Here is a 15,328-nt window from a genome sequence, read left to right as displayed (position 1 = left end):
CGCCGCTGCCGGCTCATGTACCCGGCCCGCCGCTGCCCGCGCTCCGGGTCAGCCCGCCCAGGTGATCAGGACCGCCACCGAGGCCGCGTCGGGGACGTCCCGGCGTACCTCCGCGCGGACCGCCCGCGCGACCTCCAGCGGGTTGTGGAGCGGGTCCGTGGCCAGTTCCACGCGGATGTGGCCGTCCGCCGTGTGTACCGGCGGGCCCAGCTCGGACGTCAGCCGTGCCACCCCGGGCGTGGTGAACGCGGCGGTCGCCGCCACCGAGGCCGCCGGGTCCGCTGGGCCGGGCGGGGGACCGCCGTCCGGGGGATCCGGCAGCTCGTCCAGGAGGGCCGTCACCTCGACGTCGACATCCGACACGATGAGCCCGAGCCGGTCCCGAGCCGCCGTGAACAGGGCTTCCCGCACGGTCGCCGCGAGCTCCGGCAACGGCCGGCCGCCCAGCGCCGCGAGCTGTGCCGCGATGCGGAGCGGGCCGGGGGAGAGCGCTGACGGCGGTGCCGGGACCACCGGTTCCGTCAGGGCCCCGGGGTCGGCAGGGGCGAGCCGTAGCGACGTCACGGCGCAGCCCGGCACCGCGGCAGTCGCCGCCCGCAGCACCGACACCGCGGCCCGCTCCGTGATCCACACGCCGTCCTCGCGACCACCGAGGGCGAGCAGCCGGCCCAGCCCCAGTCGACGGCGTACCGCCGTACTCCATCCATCACCCGTCATGCCCCCAGCCTGCCGCATCGCGGGCGCGAGTCGGGGCAAGCGCACTTAATGTGGGCATTGGAGTCCAAGGGCGAAGGGACGAATGGTCATGAGCGACAGCGAACAGAGCAACCGGCCCGGTGCATCCGCGAACGACCCGCTCGGCGGTGCGGCCGACCAGGCCAGGAAGCCGTCCACGGTCAAGCGTGGCGGCGGCGACCCGGCGGGGCGCGGCCGCACCACGATCGCCGACGGCGTGGTCGAGAAGATCGCGGGTCTCGCGGCCCGTGACGTCGTGGGCGTCCACGCGATGGGCAGCGGGCTCTCCCGCACGTTCGGGGCGGTCAGGGACCGGGTGCCGGGCGGCAACAAGTCGGGCGTCACGCGCGGCGTGAAGGCCGAGGTGGGCGAGGTGCAGACCGCGCTCGACCTGGAGATCGTCGTGGACTACGGCGTGTCCATCGCCGAAGTGGCCCGCGACGTCCGCGAGAACGTGATCTCCGCCGTCGAGCGGATGACCGGGCTCGAAGTCGTCGAGGTCAACATCGCGGTCAGCGATGTGAAGCTGCCCGACGAGGAGGACGACGAGCCGGATTCCCGGCTCCAGTGACCCCCTCCGGTAACCCCGACGGCCCAAGCGGCCGAACTTCTTCACTTCCGCGCACGGAACTTCCGCGCACTGACTACTGACGGGTCGGATCCATGGAACCGAGGAGCTCAGCATGAGCATGGCGGTGGTTGGCTTGATGGCCGGCATGGCGCTCGGATTCGCCGGATATTTCGGCGGCTTCGGGGCGTTCCTGCTGATCGCGGCGCTGGGCGCGATCGGTTTCGTGGCAGGCCGGTTCTTGGACGGTGACCTCGAACCCGGCGACTTCTTCCGTCCGCGCGACCGCGGCGACCGGCGGCGCTGACCCATGGCGGCGGCCGGACGGATCGAGCCCGCCGAGCGCGGCGCCACCAAGATCGCCGACCGGGTCGTGGCGAAGATCGCCGCGCAGGCGGCGCGGGAGGCGCTCGCCGAGGCCCCGGCAGGCGGCGCGCCGCCGCGCGCCGATGTCGCCGTGCACCAGGACTCGGCCCGGGTACGGGTCAGTGTCGAGCTCGGCTACCCCGGCGACCTCGGCGGTCAGTGCCGCGCGGTGCGTCGCCAAGTCGCCGAGCGGGTAAGGGCGTTGGCGGGAATGGAAGTCCCTGAAGTGGCGGTGCAGATCGAGCGTCTGCACGCGGCGGACGCGCGCACGGCGGAGCGGGGGAGGATCCGATGAGCCACCCGCAGGAAGGCGAGGGCGGCACCCGGCGGCTGCCCGTCGTCGAACAGGGCGACGAGCCGGGCCACGTCTCAGGACACGCCTCCGGACTCGATCAGGCCGACTCGGCCGCCGGTTACGACGCGGTGCCGGTCCTCGCCGAGGGCGGTCGGGCCGGACGATTCTGGTCCGCCCGCCGGGTTCCCTCGGCTCTGCTCGCGCTGGTGATCCTGGCGGTTTCCGGGCTCTTCCTCTACGACGTCGCGGCGGTACGCGCCCACCGCTCCGCCATGCGCTGGCGGGTGCGGCTCGCCGACTGGCTGGCCTCCCACCCCGTCGACGACGTGGCGGTCATCGCCGGCGCCGCCGCCGTGGCGCTGATCGGCCTCTGGCTCATCGCGCTCGCCGTGACGCCGGGGCTGCGGAGCATCCTGCCGATGCGCAGCCCCTCGCCGGCCGTGCACGCCGGGCTCGACCGGGCCGCGGCGGCGCTCGTGCTGCGCGACCGGGCCATGGAGGTGTCGGGCATCCAGTCGGCCCGGGTCCGCATGGGCCGCCGCAGGGTCGTGGTGCGCGCCCACTCGCACTTCCGTGAACTCGACGACGTACGGGCCGACTTGGACGCGGCGCTCGGCACCGGAATCCGGGAGCTCGGCCTTGCCGGGCCGCCCCGTCTTGCGGTCCGTGTGAGCCGCCCGGCACGGAAAGGCTGAGCCATGCTGCGAACGGTCAACCGGGTGGTGCTCGGCCTCGTGGGCCTCGTGCTGTTCCTCGCGGGCGGCGCGGTCCTCGCCGCCGGGTTCGGCGCCGCCGTGCCGTCGTGGTGGCCGTGGGGCACCAAGCACGACGTGCTCCTGAGCCGCGACCGCCGCCACCACTGGCGCGACCAGGACTGGTGGTGGCCGGTCGTGATCGCCGTACTCGCCCTCCTCGTGCTCCTCGCCCTGTGGTGGCTGTTCGCGCAACTGCGCCGGGCCCGCCTCGCCGAGGTTCTGGTGGACTCCGGCGACGGCGAGGGTGCGCTGCTGCGGGGCCGGGCCCTCGAAGGGGTGCTCGCGGGCGAGGCGGAGACCCTGGACGGGGTGGCGCGGGCCCAGGCCGTCCTGGTCGGCAGGCGGTCCGCTCCGGCCGCGCGCGTGGCGCTGCTCCTCGAACCGCACGCCCAGCCGGCGGCCGCGCTCGTCCACCTCGACGGGCAGGCCCTCGCCCACGCGCGGGACTCGGCGGGACTCGCGGAGCTGCCCGCCGAAGTCCGGCTGCGGGCGGTCAAGCACCGGGCGCGGCGCGTGAGTTGAGGAGGCGAGCCCGCCCCTTCGTCACACGTCCCGCGCCCGCACGGAGCGCGGGACCTGCCACGTAAGGGCACGGCGTCAGCGAGCCGTCAGTTCTGCTTGCGACGGTGAGGCGGTTTCTCACCGTTCCAAGGAGCTGATGGTTCGTATGTGGTCCCGACATGTGACGACGGTCCTCACGGCCCTCGCGGTGGGCACGGCCTGTGCCCTCATGGCCCCGGGCACGGCCGAGGCCGCCGCGACCTGCACTCCCACGAAGCTGCCGCTGCCCGCCGGGATGACCGAGGGCGTCATTGGCGCGGCCGACAGCGGCAGCGGATTCGCCGGGTGGGTGTACAACGCGTCCACCTATCACGCCGTCCGCTGGAGCGGCGGCAAGGTCATCGACTACGGCGACCTCCCGGGCCTGACCGCCACCATGACCGTCGCCGGTGTCAACCGGTCCGGAACGCTGGTCGGCTACACCGACGACCGCGACAACAACAAGGCGCACGCCTTCCGTTCGCGCGACGGCAAGCTGGAGGCTCTGCCCCTGCCCTCCGGCATCGAGTCCGCCTTCCCCACGGCGATCAACGACGCCGGTGACATCGTGGGCTGGGGCTATGGCGCTGCCGGCCCCGGCATCGCGGTTCTGTGGCCCGCCTCCGTTCCCGGCACCGCGGTGAAGGTGGCCGGCGGGCTGCCGACGGCCGGATCGAACCGGGCGGTCGGCATCGATCAGGACGGCACCGTACTGGTCAACTCCTACCCCGTGGGCAACGGGACCGACTCCAACGCCGTCTACCTCTGGCGGGCGGGCAGCGCCCGCAAGTTGGCCGTTCCGCCGGGCAGCACCAGGGTGGCGGGCGACGCCATCTCCCAGGGCCGGGTGGCCGGGTCGGCCGCGCAGGCCGACGGGCGGGGCGCGGGCGTCCTGTGGGACAAGGACGGTTCGTTCGTACGACCCGAGAAGAGCGCGCTCCTCAATTCCGTCAACAGCACCGGCCAGTCCGTCGGCTTCGAGACCGGAGGGGGCTTCGAAGACCCTCTGGTGACGGGTGTCTGGCAGTTCGGCAAGGAGATCGCCTCGCTGACCGGTTCGCAGATACGCGTCGCGGTCTCCGCCAACGACGGCACCCTGGGCGGGAGCGTCCGCGACTACGACGTATACCGGACGTTCCCGACGACGTGGCGCTGCGGCTGACGGCCTGTGGGCCGCCGGCGGGGCCCGCGCCCCGCACCTCGAGACGTCGGCCGCCTCTCGACGGCTCGGGGCGGCCGGGACGGTGGGCCGGGTCAGAAGCCGTGTCGTGCCCCGCCGTCCACCGGGACCATGATGCCGGTGAGGTACGAAGCCGCGGGGGAGAGCAGGAAGGCGGCCGTGCGGCCGAACTCCTCCGGGGTGCCGTAGCGGCGCAGCGGGATCTTCGCCTCGTTGGCCGCGCGGGTCGCCTCCGCGTCTCCGGACAGCTCGTCGAGCTGCCGGACCCGGTCCGTGTCGATACGGGCCGGAAGGAGCCCCACGACGCGGATGCCGCGCGGCCCCAGCTCGTCGGCGAGCGACTTGGCGAACCCGGCGAGGCCGGGGCGCAGCCCGTTGGAGAGGGTGAGGCCCGGGATCGGCTCGTGCACGGAACCGGAGAGCACGAAGCCGATCACCCCGCCCTCGTCGAGTTCCCCGGCGGCCGCCCGCGCGATGCGCACCGCGCCGAGGAAGACCGACTCGAAGGCCGACTGCCACTGCTCGTCGGTGTTGTCGGCGACGAAGCCCGGCGCCGGGCCGCCCACGCTGACAAGGACGCCGTCGAAGCGCCCGAAGTGCTGGCGGGCGGCGGCGATGAGCCGTCCCGCCGACGCCGGGTCGGCGTTGTCGGAGACCACGGGCAGCGCGCCCGGGCCGAGTTCGGCGGCGGTCTCCTTCAGTGTCTTCTCGTCGCGGCCGGTGATGACCGCCTTCGCGCCGTCCGCGACGAGCGCGCGGGCGGCGGCGAGGCCGAGACCCCGCGAGGCGCCGGTCACTACGTACACACGGTCCTTCAGTCCAAGATCCATGGGCCTATCCTGCCTCGTCGCCGCAGTCCGGCTCCAGCGCGCAGGCGGTGGCGACCAGGCCGATGTGGCTGAAGGCCTGCGGGAAGTTGCCGAGCTGCCGGCCGCTCACCGGGTCGTACTCCTCGGCGAGCAGCCCCACGTCGTTGCGGAGCGTGAGAAGCCGCTCGAACATCTCCCGCGCCTCCTTCTCGCGGCCGATCAGGCGCAACGCGTCCGCCATCCAGAACGAACACACCAGGAACGTGCCCTCGTCGCCCGGCAGGCCGTCCACGTCCGCGGCCGCCCCGTCGGTGCTGTAGCGGCGTACGAACCCGCCCTGGCCGAGCTCCGCCTGGATCGCCTCGACGGTGCCGACCACCCGGGGATCGTCCGCCGGAAGGAAGCCGACGCGGGGGATGAGCAGGGTCGCCGCGTCGAGCTCCGCGGAACCGTAGGCCTGCGTAAAGGTGTTGCGGACCGGGTCGAAGCCCTTCTCGCACACCTCCTTGTGCACCGCGTCCCGCATCCGGCGCCAGCGGTCGGCGTCGCCGCGCAGAGTGGGCTCCTCCTCCAGGGTGCGCACCGCGCGGTCCGCCGCCACCCACGCCATCACCTTCGAGTGCACGAAGTGCCGGCGTGGCCCGCGCACCTCCCACAGGCCCTCGTCCGGCTCGCGCCACCGCTCTTCGAGGAAGTCGAGGAGGGCGAGCTGGATGTTCCAGGCGTGCGCCTCGCTCTTGAGACCGGCCCGGCGGGCCAGATACAGCGAGTCGACGACTTCGCCGTACACATCGAGCTGCAACTGGTCGACGGCCGCGTTGCCGATCCGGACCGGAGCCGACCCGAAGTGGCCTTTCAGCCACGGGAGTTCACTCTCCGGCAGCCTGCGCTCACCGGCGATCCCGTACATGATCTGGAGGTCGGCCGGATCGCCCGCGACGGCGCGAAGGAGCCAGTTCCGCCACTGCGCGGCCTCCTCCAGATAGCCCGCGGAGAGCAGCGATTCGAGCGTGAGGGTGGAGTCGCGCAGCCAGCAGTAGCGGTAGTCCCAGTTGCGGATGCCGCCGATCTCCTCGGGCAGCGAGGTGGTGGGCGCCGCCACGATGCCGCCGGTGGGCGCGTAGGTGAGGGCCTTGAGAGTGATGAGGGAGCGCATCACGGCGTCCCGGTAGGGCCCTTGGTAGCGGCAGCGTCCCGCCCACTCCCGCCAGTCGGCGAGGGACTGCTCCAGGGACTCGTAGGGGTCGATGAGGTCGGGGCGCGGCTCGTGCGAGGCGTGCCAGGTGAGGACGAACGCGACCTTCTCGCCCTTGCCGACCGTGAACGACGAGCGGGTGCTCATGTCCTGGCCCCACGTCTTGACCTCGGGTTCGCTGCGCAGCCACGCCGAGTCGGGCCCGGCGACCGCGACCCGGTGCCCGTCCGAGCGCCGCATCCAGGGCACCACATGGCCGTGGTCGAAGCGGAGCCGCAGGACGGAGCCCATCTCGACGGTGCCGCTGACGCCCTCCACGATGCGTACGACATCGGGGGCGACATCGCGCTGCGGCATGAAGTCGATGACCTTCACCGTGCCGGTGCGGGTGTCCCAGTAGGTCTCCAGGACGAGCGAGTCGTCCGCGTAGACGCGCCGGGAACACTGGCCCGTGTGGCCCGCCTCGACGGGGGCGATCCGCCAGTGGCCGTTGTCCTCGTCGCCGAGCAGGGCCGCGAAACAGGCGGCGGAGTCGAAGCGGGGCAGGCAGAGCCAGTCGACGGATCCGTCGCGGCCGACGAGGGCGGCGGTCTGCAGATCGCCGATGAGGGCGTAGTCCTCGATGCGCTGTGTACGTTGGGTCACGCCAAGGCGTGTTCCCGGCCAGGCAAACTGCTAAGCGCCGCGTGCTCCCGCACCACTCTCCGCCATGCGGGCCGCGTGCTCCCGCGCCCCTCCCCGCGGAACGGCGGCGCGCTCCCGCACCGCTCTCCGCTACACAGCCGCGTGCTCCGGCACCACCGCGGGCTCGGCCTTCGCGGCCTCGCGGTCCTGCTTCTCACGGCGTACGAGGATGAACCAGCCCACCGGCACCGCGGCGGAGAACAGCCACCACTGAACGGCGTACGCCATGTGCGGGCCGATGGAGCTGTCGTCGGGGGCGGGAATCAGTTCGGGGGAGTCACCGGACGGTTCGGGCGCGGTCTGCTCGATGTATCCGCCGAGCACCGGTCGGCCGAGCGCCTTGGTCTGCTGGGCGCTGCTGATCAGCATGACCTGGCGGGGCGGCAGGCCCTTGACGTCCTTGATGCCGCTGGCCGCGGTCGTTTGGTCGGCCATCAGACGGCCGGTGATGGTGACCTTGCCGCGGGGCGGCGCCGGGATCTTGGGGAAGTCCGTCTGGTTGCCGTTGTCGGCGATCCAGCCCCGGTTGACCATCACGGTGGGGCCGTCGTCGAGGTCGAAGGGGGTGAGCACGTGGTAGCCGACCCGGCCGTCGGCCGCGGTCCTGCGCCGTACGACGACCTCGTGGGCGGTGTCCCAGGTGCCGGTGGCGCTGACCTTGCGCCAGTAGTCCGACCGCGGGACGGTGTGGCCCGGTGAGGTGAGCTCGGTCACCGCGACCGGCTGCGCCTTCAGGTTGTCGGCGATCAGGGTGTTCTGGGCGACCTTGTGCTCATGGCGGTGCAGCTGCCAGAAGCCCAGCTCGATCATCGTGGGGATGAGCGCCAGGGTCAGAAGGGTGACGAGCACCCACTGCCGGGACAACAGGAAGCGGTACACCCCATGACCGTACAACTCGGGCCATGGGGTGCGCTGAGTGGGGTGGGGGAAATGCCGGGGGTGGGGAACCGGGTTCAGACCTTGTCGACGATGCCCGCCTTTCCCTCCGCGCGGGCGCAGTGCGCCCCGCAGAACCACGCGCCCTCGACCTCGACCCCCTGGCCGATGATCTGGACCCGGCAGTGCTCACAGATGGGCGCCATGCGGTGGATGGCGCACGAGAAGCAGTCGAAGACGTGTACCGCGCCCTGCGCGTGCACCTCGAAGGACATCCCGTAGTCGTTTCCGCAGACCTCGCAACGTGCCATGCGCCACAGGGTGGAGGGTGCGCGGCGCGCGCGGTGGGCGCCGCGCCCGGCACTCACCCGTCTGCCGGTGTCACATCCCGGAGCAACTGGGTGAACGCGGCCTCGTCGACGACGGGCGTGCCGAAGGACTTCGCCTTGACCGTCTTGGAGGTGGCCGCATCGGGGTCGTTGGTGACGAGCAGGCTGGTGAGGCGCGAGACGCTCGTCGCCACATGGAGCCCTGCCTCGATCGCCCGGTCCTCCAGGAGCTCCCGGTCGACGGAGGTGTCCCCGGAGAACGCGACCCGCATGCCCTGCTTCAGCGGCCGGTCCGGTTCGTAGCGCCCGGGGTTGGGGTGCGGGCAGGCGGGTCGCTTGCGCGAGGCCCGCCAAGTGCCCGATCCGCCCCGGTATGACGCTTGGTATCCGATACGCGGAGTGGGCGGTGTGTCCGTCCACTCGGTGAGCGGCCGGCATTCGAGCAGCGGGAGGCGCACCCCGCCGGCGGCCGCCGCGTGCAGGCTCGGCCGGAACGCCTCGGCGAGCACCCGCGCGTCGTCGAGCGCGTGGTGGGCGCGCTGCTGCACGACGCCGTAGTGCGCGGCGAGCGACTCCAGTTTGTGGTTGGGCAGCGGCAGCGCCAGTTCCTTGGAGAGGGCGATGGTGCACAGCCGCTGCTTGACCGGTGCGGTGCGGGTGGCCCGCGCATACTCGCGGGCGATCATCTGCCAGTCGAAGATCGCGTTGTGCGCGACGAGGACCCGGCCGTCGAGCCGCGCCGCGAACTCCTCGGCGACCTCGGGGAAGAGCGGGGCGCCTTCCAGCACGTCACTGGTGAGCCCGTGGATCCACACCGGGCCCGGGTCGCGCTCGGGGTTGACCAGCGTGTACCAGTGGTCCTCGACGTTGCCCTGCGCATCGAGCCGGTAGACGGCAGCCGAGATTATCCGGTCGTCGCGGGCGAGGCCGGTGGTCTCCACGTCGACGACCGCGTACCCCGGTGGGTAGGCGGCCGGCCACGTCGCTGCTGTCGTCAGGTCGTCGAGCATGGTCACAGAGAATACGGGGCCGCACTGACAGCCCGGCCCGGACCCGTGGCCGGGACCGGGCGCCCGGGGGCGGGCTCCGCAGGCCGCAGCCCTTCAACTGGCGGCCGTAACAGCCGATATGTGCCGCTGCCCGGCCGCCCGCGCGCCACCCGTGCGGGTGGCCCGATGAGGCCCTGCCCACACCCGCGGGCGCCCGGAGCGGTCCTTGCCGGGCGCGCGGTCATGCGTCCCGGTCCCTCAGCAGCCCGTCCACCAGAGCCCGTACCGAGACCGTGAACAGCCGCTCCTGGTCCACCGGCGCGGCCAGCGCCCGCGCCAGCGGCGGGTCCTGTTCGGCCGTCGCGGCGTGCCACAGCTCCTCCTCGGCCGGGCGCTGCTGCGGGGCGCGCTCCCGGTTGCGCTCGACCAGTACGTACCCCACCACCTGGAACTGCACGGCCCGCACGGCCTGGGCCGCGCGGGCGCCGCGCAGCCCCGCCGCGTGCACCTCGTGGACCAGCGCCTGCTGTGCGGGCAGGAACATCCGCTCGGTCAGGCCGCGTTCGTGCACCATCGCGATCAGGTGGGGGCGGGCCCGCAGCTCGCGGCGCAGGGTGCGGGCCACCGACACCACGCGCGCGGCCGGAGTGCGCCCGCGCGGCTCGATCTCGCCCAACTCCTCGACGGTCCGCTCGACCAGCGCGTCCAGGAGCGACTCGCGGTTGCCGACGTGCCAGTAGATCGAGGTGACGGCGGTGCCGAGCTCGGCGGCGAGCCCCCGCATGGTCAGCGCGGCCGGGCCGTGCCGTCTGACCAGGGATCCCGCCACGACCAGGATCTCCTCCCGGGTGAGCGACTCACGCGCCATATCTGATGCTCCCTCAATTCCGGTGCCTGCATGGCCCTTTACCCTTCATCGCAAGCGGTGTAACTGTGTTACAGACCCCCGAGAGTGACCGGCGAAGAGCAGTCTGCGAAGGGTGGTACGACATGGCACGCGTACGGTACGGGGCGCGCACCGAGGCCGAGATCCAGGCCGCGCGCACCGCGAGTTCCAAGCTTCCCGACATCTGGTCGACCGGCGTGGTGGCGGTCTGGGAGAGCGACCCCGACGCGGTCGCCGCCGTGCTCCCGCCGCCGCTCGAACCAGCCGAGCGCCCCCTGGTGCGGGCCAACATCAGCAAGGTCGACCTGCCCGGCTATCCCCTCGGCGCGGGCTCGGTGGCGGTCGCCGCCGTGCACGACGGCCAGGAGGGCTGGTATCCGCTGGTCATGCCGATGACCCACGAGCGGGCCCTGATCGGCGGGCGCGAGGTGTTCGGCGAGCCGAAGAAGCTCGGCGAAGTGGCCGTCGAACGCGACGGCCTGGTCGTACGGGCCTCGCTCGCCCGGCACGGCATCGCCTTCGTCGAGGTGCGCGGCGCCGTGGACGGCCCGCTGCCGCTGCCCGAGCCGACGCGGAAGACCGACTTCTACTTCAAGTTCCTGCCGGCCGTCGACGGCGAGGGCTTCGACGCCGACCCCGCCCTCGTCCACTGCGTACGTAACGAGAAGGTGCGCAAGCTGGAGAAGATCACCGGCGATGTGGTGCTGCGCGAGTCGATGTACGACCCCGTCGCGGACCTGCCGGTGCGCCGCGTCGTCGAGATCACCATAGGCGAGAAGACCACCGACCAGAAGGGCAAGGTCGTCGAACGGGTCAGCGCCCAGGCCTTGTTGCCCTACATCCATCAGCGCTACGACGACCCGCAGCAGATCCTGGACGGCCCGCCCGAGGGGAGCGTCTGAGCATGGAGCTGAGGCAGGGGCAGGTCGCCGTCGTCACCGGCGCGGCGAGCGGGATCGGGCTGGCGATGGCGCGGCGGTTCGCCGCCGAGGGCCTCAGGGTCGTTCTCGCCGACGTCGAGGAGGGCGCCCTGGAGAAGGCGGCCGGCAGCCTCCGCGAGGACGGGGCCGAGGTGCTGGCCCGTACCGTCGACGTCAGCGAGCGGGATTCGGTGCGCGCGCTCGCGGACGCCGCGTACGAGGCGTTCGGCGCGGTGCACGTGCTGTGCAACAACGCCGGGGTGGGCTCCGGCGCCGAGGGCCGCATGTGGGAGCACGAGGTCAACGACTGGAAGTGGGCCTTCGCGGTCAACGTCTGGGGCGTCTTCCACGGCATCCAGGCCTTCGTGCCCCGCATGATCGCGGGCGGCGAGCCGGGCCGGATCCTCAACACCTCCTCAGGGGACGGCGGAATCGCCCCGCTGCCGACCGCGTCCGTGTACGCCGTCACCAAGTCGGCGGTGGTCACGATGACCGAGTCCCTGTACGCACACCTCAAGGCGGAGGAGGTCCCGATCGGCGCATCGGTGCTCTTCCCCGGGCCGCACATGCTGCGCACCGGACTGTGGGAGTCGCACCGCAACCGGCCCGAGCGGTACGCCAAGGAGCGGCCGCGCAAGACCCCCTATCGCAGCCTCGACCAGTGGGAGGCGGCCATGAAGGCGGCCGGCCAGGAGATCGAGTTCACCCCGGTCGAAGCGGTGGCGGACGAGGTCGTCGACGGGATCCGCGCCGACCGGTTCTGGATGCTGCCGGCGAGCGAGCACAGCGACCGGCAGATCCGAGCTCGCTCGACGTCGATGCTCGACCGGGCGAACCCGGCGTACCTGGAACGCTTCATTCTGGACTGACGAGGAATGACGAGGGACGTGCGATGACAGCACAGAAGGATGCACGGACGACAGCAGGACAGACAGCAGCAGGACGGGTAGCAGCAGGGCAGGACGACCCGTACCTCATCATCTCCTCCGACTGCCACGCCGGGCTTCCCACCGAGGAGTACCGGCCCTATCTGGACGCCCGGTTCCACCGGGAGTTCGACGAGTTCCTCGCGGGGCGCGACCGGCGCCGCGAGGAGATGACCCGGCTCGGCGTACGCAACGAGGCCTTCGCCGACCGCTGGTTCAGCGACAACGAGGAGGGCCTGCGCGGCGGTTGGGACCCGGCGCAGCGGCTCAAGGAGCTCGACGGCGACGGGGTGGCCGGCGAGGTCGTCTTCCCCGACGCGGACGCCGTCGACAGCCGCACCGCCGCCCCCTTCGGGGTGGGCCTCGGCCTCTCCGGCGACCAGGACCCCGAGCTCGGCATGGGCGGCGCGCAGGCGCACAACCGCTGGCTCGCTGAGTTCGTCGGACACAATCCCGAACGGCACTGCGGGGTCGCCCTGTTGCCCGTCACGGGTGAGGTCGACCGGGTCGTGGCCGAGATCCACCGGGCCAAGGAGTCCGGGCTCGGCGCGCTGATGATCCCCTCGATGTGGGTGGACAAGGCGCCGTACCACGACCGGCGTTACGACCCGGTGTGGGCGGCGGCGGCCGAGACGGGGATGCCGCTCGTGACCCACTCGGGCGCGGCCCCGCGCCACGAGTACGGCGATCACCTGGGGATCTATGTGTCCGAGGTGACGTTCTGGCCCGCCCGGCCCCTCTGGTTCCTTCTCTGGTCCGGTGTCTTCGAGCGGCACCCGGGACTCACATTCGGTGTGGCCGAGTCGGGTTGCTGGTGGCTGCCGAACCTCTTGTGGTTCATGGACCGCCTCTACCTCGGTGCGCACGGCGGCAAGAAGCTGTCGCCCTTCGCCGAGCTGAAGCGGCCACCGAGCGAGTACCTCGACCGGCAGCTCTTCGTCTGCGCCACCAACACCAAGCGCCGCGAGCTCGCCCAGCGCTACGAGATCGGCGTCGACAACATCCTGTGGGGATCGGACTTCCCGCACCCGGAGGGCACTTGGCCCAACACCCGGGAGTGGCTGCGCACCACCTTCCACGACATTCCGGTGAGCGAGACCCGGCGGATGCTCGGCCTCGCGGCCGCGGAGGTCTTCGGCTTCGACACCGCCGTGCTGGCGCCGATCGCCCGCCGGATCGGACCGACCCCGGCCGAACTGGGCCAGCCCGAGGACCAGTTGGCGGTCGAGGCGTCCTGGGCGCGCTCGCGCGAGGTGGGCCGCCACTGGCTGACGGAACACGACTTCCCGGTCCTGGGGGTGGAGCGATGAGCGAGCGGTACACCGTTGTCTCGGCGGACTGCCACGCAGGGGCCGATCTCCTGGACTACCGGCCCTACCTGGAGGCCGAGTACCACGATGCCTTCGACGCATGGGCGGCCACGTACGTCAATCCGTACGAGGACCTGATGGCCGACACGGCCGACCGCAACTGGAACTCGGCGCGCCGGCTGGCCGAGCTGGAGGCGGACGGCATCGTCGCGGAGGTCGTCTTCCCCAACACGATCCCGCCCTTCTTCCCCTCCGCCTCCCTCATGGCGCCGGCCCCGACCCGCGAGGAGTACGAACAGCGCTGGGCCGGGCTGCGCGCCCACAACCGCTGGCTCGCCGACTTCTGCGCCGGTGCACCCGGACGCCGTGCGGGTGTCGCGCAGATCCTCCTCAACGACGTCGACGAGGCGGTACGCGAGATCCGCCGCGCCAAGGAGGCGGGCCTGACCGGCGGCATCCTGCTGCCGGGCGCCCCGCCGGGCTCGGGCATCCCCGAGCTCTACTCCGATGTGTACGACCCGATCTGGGCGGTCTGCGCGGAGTTGGGCGTGCCGGTCAACCACCACGGCGGTTCCGCGTCCCCGAAGCTGGGGGAGGAGCCGGCGGCGCGCGCGGTGTTCATGGTGGAGACGACGTGGTTCTCGCACCGGGCGCTGTGGCATCTGATCTTCGGCGGGGTCTTCAACCGTCACCCCGCCCTCAACCTCGTTCTCACCGAACAGGGTTCGGGCTGGATCCCCGGTGTCCTGGACATGCTGGACTACTACCACGGGCGGCTGGTGGCGGCCGCGACGAAGGCGTCCACGGCGGAGTCCAAATTCGGGGCGGGCCTCGCGGAGTCCATGGGCAAGGGGCCCTCGCAGGTGTGGCGGGACAACTGCTTCGTCGGGGCGAGCTTCATGCGGCCGCACGAGGTGCCGCTGCGGGACCGTATCGGCCTCGACAAGATCATGTGGGGATGCGACTACCCGCACGACGAGGGCACCACCCCCTTCTCCCGGGAAGGGCTGCGCATCGCGTACGCCGGTGTGCCGCGCGAGGAGGTCGCGGCGATGGTCGGCGGCAACGCGGCCCGCGTCTACGGCTTCGACCTGGCCGCCCTGGACAAGGTCGCGGCCCGCGTCGGACCCACGGTCGCGGAGATCGCCGAACCGCTGAAGGAGATCCCGGCGAAGGCCACAAGCCCCGCGTTCGCGCCGGGTGGGTCGGTGCGGGTGTGGTGAGGGGCGGGGTGAGACCCTGCCCCGCATGAGCTCATCCGACCAGCACGACGAGGCGCACAACGGGGCGCTCGGCTCGCGGCTCAACTGGCTGCGGGCCGCGGTGCTCGGCGCCAACGACGGCATCGTCTCGACCGCCGGTCTCGTCGTCGGCGTGGCCGGGGCGACGGACTCCCGCTCGGCCCTCCTCACGGCGGGCCTCGCGGGACTCCTCGCCGGCTCCATGTCCATGGCCGCCGGCGAGTACGTCTCCGTCTCCACCCAGCGCGACTCCGAGAAGGCCGCGCTCGCGATGGAGCGGCGCGAGCTGAAGGAGTCGCCGGAGGCCGAACTCGCCGAGCTGACCGGCCTGTTGGCGCAGCGGGGCCTCAGTGAGGACGTGGCCCGCGAGGCGGCGGTCCAGCTCACCGAACGCGACGCGCTGCGCGCCCACGCCAGCGTCGAGCTGGGCATCGACCCCGACGAACTCACCAATCCGTGGCACGCGGCCTGGGCCAGCTTCCTCGCCTTCACGGCGGGCGCACTGCTCCCCCTGCTCGCCATCGTCCTGCCCCCGGCCTCCGTCCGCCTCTACGTGACGGTCACCTCGGTCCTGGCCGCGCTCGCCGTAACCGGCTGGTGGAGCGCCCGCCTGGGCGCGGCCCCGGTCGACCGGGCGATCTGGCGGAACGTGGGTGGGGGTGCGGTGGCGATGGGGGTCACTTATGGGGCGGGGGTGTTGCTGGGGGCGGTGGGGGTGTAGGGC

General features: G+C 72.3%; 18 protein-coding genes. 11 read left to right on the top strand and 7 right to left on the bottom strand.

Annotated elements, in window-relative coordinates; genetic code table 11:
* Nucleotides 1-48: 48 nt before the first annotated feature.
* A complete protein-coding gene (locus tag AB0D31_RS17595; protein WP_362723427.1) occupies nt 49-717 on the bottom strand; it encodes a hypothetical protein in 669 nt (222 codons plus the stop codon).
* An 88-nt stretch (nt 718-805) separates the two neighbouring features.
* On the opposite strand from AB0D31_RS17595, the gene AB0D31_RS17590 reads away from it, so the two are divergent.
* The 6 genes from AB0D31_RS17590 (at nt 806) to AB0D31_RS17565 (ending at nt 4,421) form a co-directional block, all read left to right on the top strand.
* Entirely contained in the window at nt 806-1,306 is a 501-nt protein-coding gene (locus tag AB0D31_RS17590) for an Asp23/Gls24 family envelope stress response protein (protein ID WP_362723424.1), read from the top strand.
* A gap of 112 nt (nt 1,307-1,418) precedes the next feature.
* Nucleotides 1,419-1,610, top strand: a complete 192-nt coding sequence (locus AB0D31_RS17585) for a hypothetical protein (RefSeq protein ID WP_267053909.1) — start codon at nt 1,419-1,421, stop codon at nt 1,608-1,610.
* A 3-nt stretch (nt 1,611-1,613) separates the two neighbouring features.
* Nucleotides 1,614-1,964, top strand: a complete 351-nt coding sequence (locus AB0D31_RS17580) for an iron-sulfur cluster assembly protein (protein ID WP_362723421.1) — start codon at nt 1,614-1,616, stop codon at nt 1,962-1,964.
* Entirely contained in the window at nt 1,961-2,659 is a 699-nt protein-coding gene (locus AB0D31_RS17575) for a DUF6286 domain-containing protein (RefSeq protein WP_362723419.1), read from the top strand. Before AB0D31_RS17580 ends, AB0D31_RS17575 begins: the two co-directional genes overlap by 4 nt.
* A 3-nt stretch (nt 2,660-2,662) precedes the next feature.
* Nucleotides 2,663-3,241: an alkaline shock response membrane anchor protein AmaP gene (gene amaP, locus AB0D31_RS17570; RefSeq protein WP_362723416.1), complete on the top strand. Its 579-nt coding sequence runs from the start codon at nt 2,663-2,665 to the stop codon at nt 3,239-3,241.
* Between the two features lie 145 nt (nt 3,242-3,386).
* Nucleotides 3,387-4,421: a hypothetical protein gene (locus AB0D31_RS17565; RefSeq protein ID WP_362723413.1), complete on the top strand. Its 1,035-nt coding sequence runs from the start codon at nt 3,387-3,389 to the stop codon at nt 4,419-4,421.
* Nucleotides 4,422-4,513: 92 nt separating this feature from the next.
* Here AB0D31_RS17565 and AB0D31_RS17560 read toward each other — a convergent pair whose 3' ends face one another.
* The 6 genes from AB0D31_RS17560 to AB0D31_RS17535 form a co-directional block, all read right to left on the bottom strand.
* The gene (locus AB0D31_RS17560; protein ID WP_362723410.1) at nt 4,514-5,269 is read right to left on the bottom strand and encodes an SDR family oxidoreductase; all 756 of its coding nucleotides are present in this window, start codon (nt 5,267-5,269) and stop codon (nt 4,514-4,516) included.
* Nucleotides 5,270-5,273: 4 nt separating this feature from the next.
* Entirely contained in the window at nt 5,274-7,088 is a 1,815-nt protein-coding gene (locus tag AB0D31_RS17555) for a glycoside hydrolase family 15 protein (protein WP_362723407.1), read from the bottom strand.
* Nucleotides 7,089-7,217: 129 nt separating this feature from the next.
* On the bottom strand, nt 7,218-8,006 hold the full coding sequence (locus AB0D31_RS17550; protein WP_362723404.1) for an SURF1 family protein: 789 nt from the start codon (nt 8,004-8,006) through the stop codon (nt 7,218-7,220).
* 74 nt (nt 8,007-8,080) lie between these two features.
* Entirely contained in the window at nt 8,081-8,314 is a 234-nt protein-coding gene (locus AB0D31_RS17545) for a hypothetical protein (protein WP_328313648.1), read from the bottom strand.
* A gap of 53 nt (nt 8,315-8,367) precedes the next feature.
* The gene (locus AB0D31_RS17540) at nt 8,368-9,348 is read right to left on the bottom strand and encodes a DEDDh family exonuclease (protein WP_362723401.1); all 981 of its coding nucleotides are present in this window, start codon (nt 9,346-9,348) and stop codon (nt 8,368-8,370) included.
* A 214-nt stretch (nt 9,349-9,562) separates the two neighbouring features.
* Entirely contained in the window at nt 9,563-10,189 is a 627-nt protein-coding gene (locus AB0D31_RS17535; protein WP_362723398.1) for a helix-turn-helix domain-containing protein, read from the bottom strand.
* 122 nt (nt 10,190-10,311) lie between these two features.
* Between AB0D31_RS17535 and AB0D31_RS17530 the strand changes: the two genes are divergently transcribed.
* Genes AB0D31_RS17530 through AB0D31_RS17510 form a run of 5 tightly spaced genes read left to right on the top strand, consistent with a single transcriptional unit; the run spans nt 10,312 to nt 15,325 of the window.
* Nucleotides 10,312-11,109 carry an acetoacetate decarboxylase family protein gene (locus AB0D31_RS17530; protein WP_362723396.1) on the top strand — a complete coding sequence of 266 codons (798 nt, stop codon included), beginning with the start codon at nt 10,312-10,314 and terminating at the stop codon, nt 11,107-11,109.
* 2 nt (nt 11,110-11,111) lie between these two features.
* A complete protein-coding gene (locus AB0D31_RS17525; RefSeq protein ID WP_362723393.1) occupies nt 11,112-11,996 on the top strand; it encodes an SDR family NAD(P)-dependent oxidoreductase in 885 nt (294 codons plus the stop codon).
* Between the two features lie 23 nt (nt 11,997-12,019).
* Nucleotides 12,020-13,363 carry an amidohydrolase family protein gene (locus AB0D31_RS17520; RefSeq protein ID WP_362723390.1) on the top strand — a complete coding sequence of 448 codons (1,344 nt, stop codon included), beginning with the start codon at nt 12,020-12,022 and terminating at the stop codon, nt 13,361-13,363.
* Nucleotides 13,360-14,586 carry an amidohydrolase family protein gene (locus AB0D31_RS17515; protein ID WP_362723388.1) on the top strand — a complete coding sequence of 409 codons (1,227 nt, stop codon included), beginning with the start codon at nt 13,360-13,362 and terminating at the stop codon, nt 14,584-14,586. Before AB0D31_RS17520 ends, AB0D31_RS17515 begins: the two co-directional genes overlap by 4 nt.
* A 25-nt stretch (nt 14,587-14,611) precedes the next feature.
* Nucleotides 14,612-15,325: a VIT family protein gene (locus AB0D31_RS17510; RefSeq protein WP_362723385.1), complete on the top strand. Its 714-nt coding sequence runs from the start codon at nt 14,612-14,614 to the stop codon at nt 15,323-15,325.
* Nucleotides 15,326-15,328: the final 3 nt, after the last annotated feature.

Origin of the sequence: Streptomyces sp. NPDC048361 (genome assembly GCF_040651795.1) — a bacterium.
Classification (GTDB): domain Bacteria; phylum Actinomycetota; class Actinomycetes; order Streptomycetales; family Streptomycetaceae; genus Streptomyces.
Note: the sequence above shows the minus strand (reverse complement) of the source record. Positions and strands in the feature narration are given on the sequence as shown.

What these genes read in the sequence shown, in the direction of transcription:
- AB0D31_RS17530 (WP_362723396.1), top strand. Translation starts at nt 10,312, where the DNA reads ATGGCACGCGTACGGTACGGGGCGCGCACCGAGGCCGAGATCCAGGCC.
- AB0D31_RS17515 (WP_362723388.1), top strand. Translation starts at nt 13,360, where the DNA reads ATGAGCGAGCGGTACACCGTTGTCTCGGCGGACTGCCACGCAGGGGCC.
- AB0D31_RS17580 (WP_362723421.1), top strand. Translation starts at nt 1,614, where the DNA reads ATGGCGGCGGCCGGACGGATCGAGCCCGCCGAGCGCGGCGCCACCAAG.
- AB0D31_RS17565 (WP_362723413.1), top strand. Translation starts at nt 3,387, where the DNA reads ATGTGGTCCCGACATGTGACGACGGTCCTCACGGCCCTCGCGGTGGGC.
- AB0D31_RS17560 (WP_362723410.1), bottom strand. Translation starts at nt 5,269, where the DNA reads ATGGATCTTGGACTGAAGGACCGTGTGTACGTAGTGACCGGCGCCTCG.
- AB0D31_RS17520 (WP_362723390.1), top strand. Translation starts at nt 12,020, where the DNA reads ATGACAGCACAGAAGGATGCACGGACGACAGCAGGACAGACAGCAGCA.
- AB0D31_RS17595 (WP_362723427.1), bottom strand. Translation starts at nt 717, where the DNA reads ATGACGGGTGATGGATGGAGTACGGCGGTACGCCGTCGACTGGGGCTG.
- AB0D31_RS17590 (WP_362723424.1), top strand. Translation starts at nt 806, where the DNA reads ATGAGCGACAGCGAACAGAGCAACCGGCCCGGTGCATCCGCGAACGAC.
- AB0D31_RS17510 (WP_362723385.1), top strand. Translation starts at nt 14,612, where the DNA reads ATGAGCTCATCCGACCAGCACGACGAGGCGCACAACGGGGCGCTCGGC.
- AB0D31_RS17575 (WP_362723419.1), top strand. Translation starts at nt 1,961, where the DNA reads ATGAGCCACCCGCAGGAAGGCGAGGGCGGCACCCGGCGGCTGCCCGTC.
- AB0D31_RS17585 (WP_267053909.1), top strand. Translation starts at nt 1,419, where the DNA reads ATGAGCATGGCGGTGGTTGGCTTGATGGCCGGCATGGCGCTCGGATTC.
- AB0D31_RS17535 (WP_362723398.1), bottom strand. Translation starts at nt 10,189, where the DNA reads ATGGCGCGTGAGTCGCTCACCCGGGAGGAGATCCTGGTCGTGGCGGGA.
- AB0D31_RS17545 (WP_328313648.1), bottom strand. Translation starts at nt 8,314, where the DNA reads ATGGCACGTTGCGAGGTCTGCGGAAACGACTACGGGATGTCCTTCGAG.
- AB0D31_RS17525 (WP_362723393.1), top strand. Translation starts at nt 11,112, where the DNA reads ATGGAGCTGAGGCAGGGGCAGGTCGCCGTCGTCACCGGCGCGGCGAGC.
- amaP (WP_362723416.1), top strand. Translation starts at nt 2,663, where the DNA reads ATGCTGCGAACGGTCAACCGGGTGGTGCTCGGCCTCGTGGGCCTCGTG.